A 13,638-nucleotide genomic window follows, 5' to 3' on the forward strand; every position below is an offset into this window, starting at 1 on the left:
CGATGCTCGGCAATCACTAGCCAAGGAGGCGGGGCTTATGGCTCTCTTCGTCATGGTTTTGCGCAAAATGGCGAAGAACGGATGGCTTACGGTCAGTCTGCTGGGCGGGCTGATCCTATCCGTAGCGCTAGCGAGCAGTATCCCGATCTATACCGAAGCGATCCTGCAGCGCATGCTGCTCCAGGATCTCGGGCAGCTGCAGCAATCGACCGGACGCTACCCGGGCATCCATTATGCCGAAGCGGTAATGGGCGGGACGTCATATTGGGATCCGGGCGAATACAAGCCGGAGGACCGGCCGCAGGTCGTCCGTGACATCGACGCGTTCATGCGAGATGAAGCATCGCCCGGGTTCGGCCTTCCCGTCGACCTGCTGGTCATGGAGAGGAAGACGGCGTACTACACGATCGTTCCGGCTGACAAGTCCCGAGTCGAATCGGAGACGAATCGCCGGGCGGAATTGGCCGGCCGCTCGGGGCTCTACGACCACATTCGTCTTGTGGACGGCCGGCTCCCCGCCGCGCAGCCCGTCGATGGCGTCTACGAGGCTTTGGTGGTTCAGCAGTCGCTCAAGGCGTTCAACATGGTCCTAGGGAACGAATTCGTGATTGAGGACGAGGACGCGAAGACGCCTGTTCGGATCAAGCCGGTAGGCGTAATCGCCAAGAAGGATGACGCCGACCCGTACTGGTACCGCAATCTCGAGACATACGCCCAAACCTTCTTCTTGGACTTCGGGCTGTATGAACAGGAGATTACTACGGGGAAGGTAATGCCGTCGACGAGCGCCAGCTGGCTGTTCGCGCTCGATTATTCGGCTCTGCATTTGACCTCCGTACACCGATTCGTAGCGGCGAGCGAACAGATCGACCGCTTTTTGGCGCAGCGGTTTCATACGTATAGCGTAGATGCGCCGGCTCTTGCGACGCTGGATTCGTACTTCGAGCGTGAAGCCCGGCTGAGACTGACGTTATGGTGCTTGTACGCGCCCATTCTGATCGTGCTCGCCTTCTACCTGTACATGGTGGCGGGTCTGATCACGGAACGGCAGCAAACCGAGATCGCGGTATTGCGCAGCCGCGGAGCGAGCCGACTTCAGATCGTCGGCGGGTATGTCTTGGAGAGCGCACTGCTAGGAGCGATTGCACTGGCTGCTGGCCCTTGGATCGGCATGCTGCTGACCAAGGTGCTCGGCGCCTCGAACGGGTTTCTCGAGTTCGTGGACCGCTCCGCGCTTCCTGTGCGGGTGAGCGAGATGGCCTACCGTTACGCCCTGTATGCGGTTGCAGGGTCGATGGGCATGACGTTGGTTCCCGCGTGGCTAGCGACACGGAGCACGATCGTCACGCAGATGCGGCAGAAAGCCCGTCCCGAAGGCCGGTCGATTTGGCACCGGTTTTATGTGGACCTGGTGCTGATCGCCGCAGCCTTATACGGACTGAGGACATTCGACCGGCAGCGCGCGGATTGGACCAGGCTGGGCACGGATGCGACCGAAATTTCCATCGATCCGTCGTTGTTCGTGCTGCCTGGGCTGTTCGTCCTCGGCTCGGGTCTCTTCCTCCTGCGGGTATATCCCGGCTTCATCCAGCTCATCTACCGGCTGGGGCGGAGGCGATGGCCGCCGGTCCTCTATTCGACTCTGTTGCAGGTAGGCAGGTCCGGCGCGCAGTATTCGTTCGTCATGATGTTCCTCATCCTGACGATCGCCACGGGGCTGTACAGTGCGAGCGCCGCCCGGACGATCGGCCAGAACGCCGAAGAGAAAATCCGGTATCGGAACGGTGCGGACATTGTCCTGCAGCAGGCGTGGATTAGCGAAGAGGCGGCGGGAGGGGGTTCAGCGGGAGCGTTGGCTGGAGCATCGGCGGGCGGAATGAAGCGAATGCGGTATGTCGAACCTTCGTTTGAACGGTTCACGGAGCTTCCGGGCGTCCGGCAAGCGGCCCGAGTGTTCGTGAAGGAGGACGCGGCCTTCCTGGCGGGGAAGGAGAGCGGACGCGTGCGGCTCATGGGGATCAATACCGCGGAGTTCGGGCGGACAGCCTGGTTCCGGAACGGCCTGCTGGACCATCATTTCAACGAGTATTTGAACTTTATCGCCCTGGATCCGAAGGCGGTGCTGATCTCGCGTTCCCTCGCCGATCGAGGGATTGGGCCCGGGGATGTGATCCACATCGATTGGAACGGAGTGTCCGCCAAGCCCTTCACCGTCTACGGGGTGATCGATTATTGGCCGACCTTCAATCCGAATCCGGCGAGTACGGCCGCGGGGGATAAGGGGGCGCCTCAGGCGCCGCTACTCGTAGTGGGCCATCTGGAGTACATCCAGATGGCGCTCGCGCTGGAGCCGTATCAAGTGTGGATCAAGCTGAAGGAGGAGAGCGGCAGGCAGCCGTTCTACGATGCGATCGGGGCGAGCGGGATGAAGCTCAGCTCGTTGACCGATACGAGCGAGCAACTGATTGCGGCCAAGAACGACCCTTATCAGCTGGCGATTAACGGAGCGATGACGACGGGATTCCTCCTCGCCGCGATCGTCAGCTTCCTTGGGTTCCTGCTGTACTGGGTTCTCTCGCTCTCCGGCAGAGTGATGCAGTTCGGCATTATGCGAGCGATGGGGATCTCGTACGCCCAGCTCGTCGGCATGTTGGCCGCCGAGCAGGTGCTCACATCGGGCGCGGCTGTAGGGATTGGCGGACTCGTAGGCCATTGGACGAGTGTCTTGTTCGTACGGCTGTTCGAGCTGTCGTTCAACCCGGCTGCTCAAGTCCCGCCGTTCCAGGTCGCCTTCGACCCCGGCGATCCGGTCAAGCTGTACTTGATCGTGATCGTCATGATGGGTGTCGGCTTGTTCATCCTCGGTTGGCTGCTCTCACGCATCCGCATACACCAGGCAGTCAAGTTGGGGGAGGATTGAAATGAGGCGCGGTATTCTCGTTGTGCTGATCGCCGCAGCCGTCGCACTTGCACTAGGAGCGTGTTCGCTCCTGTCCCCGCGGGAAGCGGAGGGCCCCGCCCTTATCGAAAATGTCAGAGTGAAGGCCGAGCAGGTGGAAGTGAAGCGGGGGACTATAGCCGAGGAGTTGATCGGTGTGGGGACGCTCGTCTCGTCCCGGACGGAATACCAGTCGTTCGCGATTGACGGGCGACTGAAGGAATTTGCGGTGAAGCGGGGGGATCGTGTCCGGAAGGGCGATGTACTCCTGCGTCTCGACGCCGGGGGCTTTGACCTGCAGCTGGCTCAGCAGAAGCTGGCCGTGGAGAACCGGCAGGCCGCTCTCGGCCAATTGCAGCCATTCGTCGGCGATCCCGATGCGAGAAGGATCGACCTCTTGAACCTCGAGATCGAACAGCTGAAGCTGAACCGTCTGCTGGAGCAGCAGCGCAAGCGGGTACTGGTGGCCGCCGGGGACGGGGTCGTAACCTTCCTCGACGACATCCGTGTCGGCGGCCCGATCGAATCGTATCGGTCCGTCATCGGCATCGCCCGGACCGATCGGCTTCAGCTCCAATTCGTCTGCGACCTGTCGGCTTACGGAGGCGACATCAAGGTCGGCATGCCGGTCACGGTCGCGCATGAGGGAGCGGCTGTGCGGGGCCAAGTAGCGGTGACCCCCGCCTCGGCGCCGCCGGAGGACGATCCGCTGCGGGCTGAGCTCAGCGGCAGAAGGCTGCTGATCGACTTCGTGGATGCCCTCCCCGAAGGCTGGGGGTTGGGCGACGGCGTCGAGCTCCGGCTGGAGCTCCGGCGCCGGCCGGATGTCTTGCTGCTGCCCCGCCGTGCCGTCCGTCAGGAGCCCGGCCGGGACTTTGTGTGGATCGCCGACGGCGACACTCGGCGCGAAGTCGCTGTAAAGGTGGGGCTCGTTACCCCGACGGAAGCCGAGATCGTGAGTGGCTTAACCGAAGGGCAAAAGGTCATCGTGTATCCGTAATCGGCGAGCTTGGGCTGCGTGGTCGGTGGACCCGTGTTGTACAGCGCGAATGCTGATGCTTGCCGCTACCGCTACCGTGGGTAGTGAGAACACGAGAGGGAATTTCTCCCTCATTTTCGTTCGATTCGTGCGGCTGCTGGTGTTACATGGGGAAAAGCTCCCTCTTTTTTTGAGATATAGCTTGATTCGGCCGGATATGGCCGAAAAGTGAGGGAGCTTTTCCCTCTCCTCGGGGCGAAATGTGGGGTTTAGCTCAGAAGTGAGGGAGGATTTCCCTCTCGCATCAGTAAGGTAACGCCACGATCTAAAGAAACGCTAAAAGAGGGCATGAGGAATGATCAATACATTCAAGAACAACAGCGGTCGGAGCCCTTCCTCATGCCCTCCCCACGCGTCAAACGGAATGTCTACGCCAAAGTAAACCATCACCATTTATCATAAATAAAAAAACATTACACACTCATGAAAAATTTTATTGACTGGAAATGGCAACGAGGCTTAGAATTTTCTTAGCATTTCACATTTTACATTTTACATGTCGAAACCAAAGGGACGGCTGCCTATGAGCGATAGCGAAAGCGGAAACAAAATCAAGGTCGCGGCGATCGTAACCGAGTACCGGTACAACTCCCACGCCGACGTTATCTTGGGCCGGCTGCTCGGGGACTTCGACTATCGCCCCCGGGTCGAGGTCGTCTCGCTCTACACCGATCAAGTGCCGGACGGCGACATGAGCCGGGAGGCGGCGTCCCGGCACGGCATCCCGATCTGCGAGACGATCGGCGAAGCGATCCGGGCGATACATACCGGCGGGCCGGTCGACGCCGTGCTGCTGATCGCGGAGCACGGCGACTATCCCCACAACGAGAAGGGACAAATCCTGTACCCCCGTCGACGCTTTCTTGAAGAAACGCTAGCCGCCCTGGACGAACTCAGCCTGGCGGTGCCGATTTTCTCCGACAAGCATCTGGCCTACGATTACGAGGACGCGCTATGGATGTACAACGCGATGAAGGAGCGGGGGATCCCGTTCCTGGGCGGCTCCTCGATTCCCCATGCCGATCTCGTGCCTGCCGTGGACCCTAGCCGGATGCTCTCGCTGCGAGACATTCTGGTCATCGGCAACGGTGGGCTCGAATCGTACGGGTTCCATGCGATGGAGGTGCTGCAATCGATCGTCGAGCGGCGTCGAGGCGGAGAGACCGGAGTGCGTTCGGTCCAACTGTTCGGAGGAGAACAAGGGGAAGTATGGGCCGCGATGGACCGCGGGGAGTGGCCGGAAGATTTGCTGCTGAGCGCCTTAAGCACGTATCCAGACCTGCCTCAAGTTCATCCCAGAGTGAGCGAGCCGAATCCGGCCTTGTTCGTGATCGACTATCTCGACGGGACGAAAGGCTACATTATCATGTTTAAGCGGCTGCACGAGCAGTGGGGCTTCGCCTTCCATGACGGTCAAGGGGAAATTGCCGCCGCCCGCTGCAACAGCGATCTCGACCGGCCGTTCAAGCATTTCGAGCGATTAACGAGCATAATCGAGGATTTCTTCATTACACAGGTAGAGCCGTTCCCGATGGAAAGGACGCTGCTGACGACGGGGATGATCAGCTTCTCCATGGACTCCCTGTACGCCCGCACGAAGCTGGAGACACCGCAGCTCCATATCAAGTACGGATGAAGCGCATTTGCGCCTGGAGGGGTAGAGATGAATCATAATTTGTTGGCGGGGATCCCGGAGTCGCTTACCCGGTTCACCCAACTGCCGAACGAGAACGGGCATAATGCGGTCTGGGATTTCGTCCGTTCGCCGGACGACCGCTTCTATGTAAGCGTATGCGGGGAGAATGAGAAGCCGCTGACGGCGCTGCTGTATGAGTACTATCCGCACACTGGAGAGCTGAGACTTATTTTCGACGTGGCCAAGGTGTGGATCGTCGGTTCCACCCAGATGCCGCCGAGCAAAATCCATACGAGCATCGATTTCCTGCCCGACGGACGGCTCGTCATGGCGACGCACAACACGGCGCCCGCTCCCGGGCACAAGCAGTGGATGTACGAGCAGCACTACGAGCACCCGTGGGAAGGGTATCCCGGGTCAATCTTCATGATCGTGAATCCCGATACGAACGAAGTTCAGGTCCGGGGGATTCCCGTGCCGCGAGAGAGCATGTATGGCGGGATGCTGGGCAACGACCCGCGCTACTATTATTTTCTGGGGTACATGAGAGGGCACTTGTACAGGCTCGATCTCGAGACGAACGAGGTGAAGGATTACGGGAAGGTGTCGGAGTTCTCTTCCTGCCGGCTTGTGAAAGATGCCGAGGGGCGCTTCTATGGCAGCTCGTATACGGGCGGCTTGTGGAGATTCGACCCGGAGCGGGAAGAGATCGAGGATCTGCAGGTCGGCTTCCAGTCACCGAACGGGACCAAGCATCGGAGACAGTTTATCTTCGCGGTGCGCTCCCCGCGGAATACGCTGTTCCTCGTCGACAACATGGACGGGGAAATGGTGGAGCTCTACCCGGATACGCTGGACGTCGTGAGGCACGGCCCGATCTATCTTCGTCATCAAGTCCCCGTCAATCCCTATGGAATTGGAGGTCTGGCCGCCGACGATGATTTCGTCCTGTACTACGGGCTGAAGACGTATGACGGCTATTCCCCGATCCGCTTGGTGCGCTGGGACATTCTGAGAGGGGGAGAACCCGAGAATCTCGGGGTAATCGCGCCGGACGGGAAGGACTCCCAATACATATGCGAAATGATCTTCGACCGCGACGGCGTGCTGCACATGGTGGACGTGTGTGGGGAATTCTCGCCGTACATCCTGGCGGTGGATGTGAGGAAGCTGCAGCCGCCGGGGCCCGAAGCGCCGCCTTCGCCGTTTAGGCCATACACGGAGCCGGATTATAACGGCGTAGGCAGTCCAGCCTTCATGCATATCGTTGCCCGAGCGGCTAGTGTTGTGCCCTTGCACCAGCACATGAAGTGGCAAGATACCTCAGTCCGGCACGTGCGTGCCCTGAACGGCCGCGTGATAAGCATCAGCGGACAGAAGAGCGTCATCCTGACCGCAGCGGGGATTCGGGAGGACTCCGGATTGCGGCGAGAGGTTCTCTACCCAGGAGGCGCTCCCCTGTCCGCCATCGATACGAGCGGCGATAAGGCTGTTGTGCTTACTTCAGACGGGAAACTCTTAGACGTGGACCTCGCATCCGGAACCGGCACCATCCTCTTAGACGTCCCTGCGCCGTTTGAACTTACCCGGCTGCATTTCAGCTTAGGGTCGGGCTCCGTACTTGCCAGCGACCGCCAAGGCGATGTATACGTTTGCGACCTGAATGCCGGCAACATCAGAGCCCTGGCTGCAATTCGTGTGCCCGCACACGAGGATGCACAGCTCATCCCGCTGGACGAGAACCGGATTCTTCTGTCCGGCCGCAACGACGAATTGCTGCTGTACCACATCGCGGAGATGCGCTCCGAGACGCTGCCGATCAAAGTCCCGTCCATCCGCGGGAGAGCGTTCCGGGCGACGGTTACGGGAGGAACCGTGCTGAGCAACGGAACCGTCCTGGCCGGAACCGAGGATGGCCTCTTATTCCGTCTGTCCGCCGATCTCCGGCTTACGACATCCTATGGCAGGCTGTATTCCAGCGGACAGCTCCGGCATTTCATCCGGCGGGGCGAGCGCGAGGTGCTGGGGATCTACGGAGGGATCCACGATGCCGGGCATGTGTTCCATTATTCGGAGGCTACCGGCTTCGTCGACTTGGGAAGACCCCGGGTTGTCAAAGACAATCCCGAATTGCGAGACATGGACACCGAATGGGCCAATATTCATTACATTTCCTGTCTCTCGTACTCGCAGCAGGAGGACGCCCTATGCGTCGCTTCGGGCGAGCTGTACGGCTGTGTTGTCCGCTATGAGAATATAGCGTTTCCTACGGGGCAGCTCGAGGGGGTTGTGGGATGAGTATGCTGGAGACGCCCCATACCGGTTATCGTCAAATCGAAGAGCAATACGATATCGTCGTCTGCGGCGGCGGACTCGCGGGATTCTCCGCGGCTGTGGCGGCAGCGCGTCACGGCGCGCAGGTGTGCCTCGTGCAGGACCGGCCCGTCTTCGGCGGCAACAGCTCGTCGGAAATTCGCGTACCTCCCCAGGGGGCGGCTAGCTTTCACGCCTATGCGCGGGAGACGGGCATTATCTCGGAGCTGCTGATCGAAGAGCGCGCCGTCAATCACGAGAACCCTACGTGGGATAACGGCTACATCAACAGTGTCTGGGACATGGTGCTGTACGATATGGCCGTGAGGACGCCGGGCCTGACATTCCGCCTGAACTGTACGGTCACCGAGGTTCGGATGCGGGATGAGCATACCGTGGACGCGGTGATCGCCAGGGTCAGCCAGGCGGAGACGGTGGTGACGCTAAAGGCGCATACGTTCATCGACTGCACGGGGGACGGGGTTGTGGCGGCGCTCGCCGGCTGCGAGTGGCGACTCGGGACCGAGGGCAGAGACGAATTCGGCGAGCCTCACGCCCCGGAGCAGGCGAGCGATGCGGTGATGGGCAACTCGATTCATTTCAAGGCGAAGGACGTCGGCTACCCGGTTCCGTTCACCGCGCCGGAGTGGGCGGTGCGCTATGAGAACCCCGATTTTTTCTACAAGCGGGGCCGATGGCCGAGCGACCCGCGCAGCGGGTTCTGGTGGATCGAGCTGTCCGTGCCATGGCATACGATCTACGACAATGAGACGCTTCGTCATGAATTAACCCGGCACGTGCTGGGCATCTGGGATTGGATCAAAAACCGGGATCCGCGATTGAAGGACGAGGCGCAGACATACGCGCTGGATTGGATCGGCCAAGTTCCGGGCAAGCGGGAGAGCCGGCGTATTATGGGGGAGTACCTCATGACGGAGCATGACCCGCTTCAGAAAACGGTGTTTCCCGACGAAGTCGCTTACGGAGGCTGGTTTATCGACCTTCACGAACCCGGCGGACTGCTGGCCGATTTCAGCGAGAAGGCGGCGGTCGAAGGGCATACGGGAGGCTCCTATATGGCCAAGAGCTATGTCGGCCCATATGGAATCCCGCTGCGCATCATGATCGCCCGCGACCGGAGCAACCTGATGATGGCGGGCCGCAACGTCAGCGTCACCCACGCGGCGCTAGGGACGGTACGGGTGATGGGCACGACGGCCGTGATGGGCCAGGCGGCCGGCACGGCGGCGGCGATCGCCCTCCGCGCGGGTATGGCTGTCCGAGATGTGCCCGAGCTGGCAATCCGGGACGTTCAGCAGGCGCTGCTGCGGGATGGCTGCTTTCTGCCGAACGTCGTAAACGAAGACCAGCTCGATCTGGCGAGACGGGCCCGAGTCCGGGCGAGCAGCGAGGCTTGCCTGACCGGAGCTCCGCCAGCGAAGGAGGCGGACGGGAGCTGGCCGGCCCATCCGCTCGAGATGAGGCGGGGGCAATGGATCAGTGTGGGCGCAGACCGGGTAGACGCCTTGTCCGTATGCCTGACGAACGAATCGGATGCCGTGCAAGCCGTTGAGGCGCACCTGTACGCGGTCGAGCATATCTGGGATTACCGTGTCGAAGCGGGAACGCCGATCGCTATCGCCACCTTATCCGTCCAGCCGGGGAGGGAGCAGTGGATGGAATGGCCGGTCGCCCTTGATACGGCGGCCCTGCGAGGGAGCTTTATACGATTGGATCTGCTAGCGAACCGCTTCGTTTCCTGGCATACGGCCGCTACGATCGAGCCCGGCCACGTAAGCGCCTATGAGCTCGGGAACGGGATCATGAGGAGGGTCGGGAGCGGGACGATGATGAGCTTCCGCATCTCGCCTCCCCAGCCGTGCTACGGGCCGAATCACGTCCTGAGCGGAGTAACCCGGCCTTACCGTAGCACGAACGAGTGGCGGTCCGACCCCCATCAGCCGCTGCCGCAATGGGTGGAACTGGCATGGGCGGAGCCGGAGGAGATCGGGCGCATCGAGCTCACGTTCCCCGGCCAGCTGCTGCGCGATTATCGGAACTACCCGGGCCTTTACAGGGATCCGGAATGTCCGAAGGATATAACCGCGGAGGCGTATGTAGACGGGGATTGGCAGGAGATCGGGCGGCTGACGGGGAACTATCAGCGGCAGAGAGCTATAGCGCTCGCGCAGCCCGTAACAACTGATCGCATACGGATTACCGTGCACGCCACGAATGGGGATCCGTCCGCGGCGATTTACGAGATCCGGTGCTATCGGTCCTGAGGCGTCGAACGATTATGTGGAGAAGGGGAATACCGAAATGAAGATGCTGCAGGATAAAGTGGTCCTGATCACCGGATGTCTGGGCATGCTGGGCAGCTCGGCGATCCGGCTGTTCTTGGAGAAGGGAGCGGTCGTGTTCGGCTGCGACCGTCACCCGCTCGCCGGCTTCCCGGAAATTCAACAGCTTCAGGCCCATTATGGGGACACCCGATTCGCGTATATGCAGGCCGACGTTTGCGACGAGGAGATGGTGCTGGCCGTCATGTCCGAGATCAAGCGGCAGTACGGCCGATTGGACGGCACCTATCATAATGTGTACACGAACGTATGGAAGCCCGCCCTGGAGCTGAGCTTGGCCGAGTGGGAAGACTCCTTGCGCGGAACGCTCACGAGCACGTTCCTCGTCAACAAGCATGCGATCCCCCTCCTGATCGAGTCGGGCGGGGGATCGATCGTGAACACGTCCTCGATCCTGGGGCAGCTCGTGTCTCCCGGCTGCCTCGCTTACGGGGCGGCCAAAGCGGGTGTAAATCATATGACCCGCGTAGTGGCCGCCGATTATGCTCACTGTGGCATCCGCGCCAACGTGCTGGTGCCGGGCGATTTCCGCTCGGATGAGGCGCTCCCGAAGCAATCGCCCCGAGAAATCGAGGCGATTCGGCAGCATGCGTGGCTCGGGCGGAGCGGACGCGCGGACGAGATTAATGAGGTGGCCGCATTCCTCTTGTCGGACCAGGCTTCTTATGTAACCGGAGCGCTCTATAACGTCGATGGGGGCTTCCACCAATGATCCGTATCCGATCCGACTATGCGGGCGGGAATATTGCCGTCGTGTCGATAGAGCCTTCTCGCGTGCTGCTGGAGCAGGAGCTTCGCGATTCCGTCAACTGGTGGTTTTACTGGAACTTCTGCGTCCAGTGCGACGAACCCGGGGAATTCGTATTCGACTTCGCGAACGGAGAGGTGCTCGGCCCCTGGGGGCCGGCTTACAGCTATGACGGGATCTCCTGGGCTTGGCTCGGAGAGAGGAGCTTGCGCAGCCGGGAGTCGTTCGTTTACCGGTTCACGGCGGACCGGCCCGAGGTGTATTTCGCCTTTTCGCTGCCTTACCAGCTGCATCATCTGGAGCGATTTTATCGGAGGTATCACACCCATCCGCTCGTTCGCCGGGATATTCTATGCCGGTCTGAGGGCAATAGAGAGGTGCCGCTGTTCATGCTCGGGCGTACCGACGCCCCGCGAAGCATCCTCCTAAGCGGCCGGCACCATGCCTGCGAATCGACGGCGAATTACTTGGCGGAAGGGTTGTTGAACCGGATGATCGAGCGCCATGTCGCTACCGGAGTGCTGGATCGCGTATGCCTGCATTATATACCTTTCGTCGATATTGACGGGGTCGAGAACGGGGATCAGGGGAAAGGAAGGGCTCCGCACGACCATAACCGCGACTATACGGATCGGCCGATTTATGAAACGACCCGCGCTATGATGCGGTTTGTGAGCGCGCTGCAGCCCGACATTGGCATCGATCTCCACTGTCCGTTCAAATGGGGAGACCGCCATGACCATGTGTTCTTCGTGAAGACCGGCACGGCCGCGGATCGCCGAATCGAACGGTTCGGGCGGACGCTGCAGAGGCTGACGCAGATGTACGATCCGGTTCACGATATAGAGAAAGGGGAGGACTGGAACCAGCCGAGCCCGACATGTGCCGCATTCATGCTCAGCCGGAACGTGCCGATGGCGTTCTCGATGGAAATTCCATATTTCGGCCTCGCCGATAGGAGGGTTACGACCGATTCGCTTCGCGAGCTGGGCGGTTGCGTGGCGGAAGCGTTAGAGCTGCATATTGAGGAGATGAGCGAATAAAGATGAGCGAGACGATGAAAACGATCCAGTGCCCTTATATCCGCCCGGACGACCGCAGCTGGGATCAAGTGACCCCGGAGCCCTTGGTCGATGTCGTTACCGGGGAGCGGGTGGAGGAACCGACCGATGTGCGGACGAGTTGGGATGACGACGCGCTCTATATCCGATTCGACTGTCAGGACGACTATGCGGTGGCGGATTATACGAGACGGGACGACCCTCTATACGACCAGGATGTCGTGGAAGTGTTCATTGACGAAGAAGGATTGGGGCGGCGCTATATCGAATTGGAGCTCAGTCCGCGGAACGTCGTGTTCGATGCCATCATCGAGAACGTGAATGGGAAGATTACGGTCGACACGGATTGGGATGCGGAGGATATGACAACGCATGTGTGGGAGGAGGGCGGTCGGCGCGTCTATGAGCTCCGGCTGCCGTTCGCCCATTTTGCGAAAAAGCCGGAAGCCGGCACCGAGTGGCGCATCAACTTTTACCGCATCGACGAAGACCGGAACCGGAAGCGGCATTTTCAGGCTTGGTCCCCGACGGGTGCCGTAGACTATCATATCGCTTCGCGCTTCGGAACGATCCGCTTCGTGAAGTGATTCCTGTCTCAGGAGGGAGGAGATTCCTATGAAAATGTACCGATATCACGAACACACAAGGGAAGAGCTGACGGCGAAGGCGGAGGCCGGCTATATGGCCATCGTCCCGTTGGCGGCTACGGAACAGCACGGTCCGCATCTCCCGGTCTACACCGACAGCCTGATCTGCGGGCATATCGCGGACGAGTCGGCCCGGAGAGCGGCAGACTCAATTCCTGTGCTGCTCTGCCCGCTGCTCCCGATCGGCTGCTCGAATCACCACCACACCTTCGGAGGCACGCTGTCCTTCTCCTCCGCCACGTACATGCACATGCTGCGCGATATCGGCGAGAGTCTCGTCACGAACGGATTTCGCAAGATCGCGTTCCTGAACGGCCACGGCGGGAACGACCCGATCATGCATCAAACGGCGAACGATCTCGCGGTTCGGTACCCGGTGTGGACGGCCTCCGCCTCCTACTGGAGCATCGCGAGGGAAGCGCTGCAGTTGGAGAACGCCGATGAAGTCGGTATGTTGCCGGGTCATGCGGGAGGCTTCGAGACGGCGGCTATCCTCGCGCTCAGGGAGGAGCTCGTGCACGTCGATCGGGCCCCCGCTCAGCACGAGCAGCGGGCCTGGATCCATTCCGGTCCTCCAGGTACGTTCATCGGTCGGCATCGGGAGCTGACCGGAGCCGACGGCTACACCGATGCACCTCATCTGGCTACGAAGGAGAAAGGAAGCCGGTACTTGGACGCGATCACGCGGAGCGTGTCGGATTGGCTGATCCAAGTGTATCGCCATATGGAGTCGGGGGAGAGGAGTGTAAGCACCGACAAGGGTTGAGGCGTTGAGGGGAAGGAAGTGTTTCGATTGTCTTATGGGACACTTTAAGAAAAATCAAACCCATAATTTGAATTTGGCTGCTGTTTAACCAGCAGCCTCTTCTTGTTTTATAACGCTCTTGCAAACA

The 13,638-nt window shown here is 60.4% G+C and carries 9 protein-coding genes; all 9 read left to right on the forward strand.

Translation table 11 applies throughout. The annotated features are described in order from the left end of the window. Positions 1-37: 37 nt before the first annotated feature. The 9 genes from ACI5FR_RS19695 to ACI5FR_RS19735 all read left to right on the forward strand — a co-directional run bounded on the left by ACI5FR_RS19695 (position 38) and on the right by ACI5FR_RS19735 (position 13,511). Complete coding sequence (locus ACI5FR_RS19695; RefSeq protein WP_405457399.1) at positions 38-2,920, forward strand: ABC transporter permease; 2,883 nt, start codon at positions 38-40, stop codon at positions 2,918-2,920. A 1-nt stretch (position 2,921) separates the two neighbouring features. Beyond that, positions 2,922-3,938, forward strand: coding sequence for an efflux RND transporter periplasmic adaptor subunit (locus tag ACI5FR_RS19700; protein WP_405457401.1), 1,017 nt, complete (start codon positions 2,922-2,924; stop codon positions 3,936-3,938). Positions 3,939-4,500: 562 nt separating this feature from the next. Continuing rightward, positions 4,501-5,613, forward strand: coding sequence for a hypothetical protein (locus ACI5FR_RS19705; protein ID WP_405457403.1), 1,113 nt, complete (start codon positions 4,501-4,503; stop codon positions 5,611-5,613). Between the two features lie 27 nt (positions 5,614-5,640). Then, positions 5,641-7,911, forward strand: coding sequence for an SMP-30/gluconolactonase/LRE family protein (locus tag ACI5FR_RS19710; RefSeq protein WP_405457405.1), 2,271 nt, complete (start codon positions 5,641-5,643; stop codon positions 7,909-7,911). Then, on the forward strand, positions 7,908-10,211 hold the full coding sequence (locus tag ACI5FR_RS19715) for an FAD-dependent oxidoreductase (RefSeq protein WP_405457406.1): 2,304 nt from the start codon (positions 7,908-7,910) through the stop codon (positions 10,209-10,211). The genes ACI5FR_RS19710 and ACI5FR_RS19715 overlap by 4 nt, the downstream gene beginning before the upstream one ends. A 37-nt stretch (positions 10,212-10,248) precedes the next feature. Further along, positions 10,249-11,001, forward strand: coding sequence for an SDR family NAD(P)-dependent oxidoreductase (locus ACI5FR_RS19720; RefSeq protein WP_405457408.1), 753 nt, complete (start codon positions 10,249-10,251; stop codon positions 10,999-11,001). Next, on the forward strand, positions 10,998-12,080 hold the full coding sequence (locus ACI5FR_RS19725; RefSeq protein ID WP_405457409.1) for a M14 family metallopeptidase: 1,083 nt from the start codon (positions 10,998-11,000) through the stop codon (positions 12,078-12,080). The genes ACI5FR_RS19720 and ACI5FR_RS19725 overlap by 4 nt, the downstream gene beginning before the upstream one ends. 2 nt (positions 12,081-12,082) lie before the next feature. Continuing rightward, positions 12,083-12,685 (forward strand): carbohydrate-binding family 9-like protein, encoded by a 603-nt coding sequence (locus ACI5FR_RS19730; protein WP_405457412.1) that lies wholly within the window; start codon positions 12,083-12,085, stop codon positions 12,683-12,685. A 28-nt stretch (positions 12,686-12,713) separates the two neighbouring features. Next, positions 12,714-13,511 carry a creatininase family protein gene (locus ACI5FR_RS19735; RefSeq protein WP_405457414.1) on the forward strand — a complete coding sequence of 266 codons (798 nt, stop codon included), beginning with the start codon at positions 12,714-12,716 and terminating at the stop codon, positions 13,509-13,511. The last annotated feature ends 127 nt before the right edge of the window (positions 13,512-13,638 follow it).

It is taken from the genome of Paenibacillus sp. HJGM_3 (genome assembly GCF_045062745.1).
Taxonomy (GTDB): Bacteria; Bacillota; Bacilli; order Paenibacillales; family NBRC-103111; genus Paenibacillus_AA.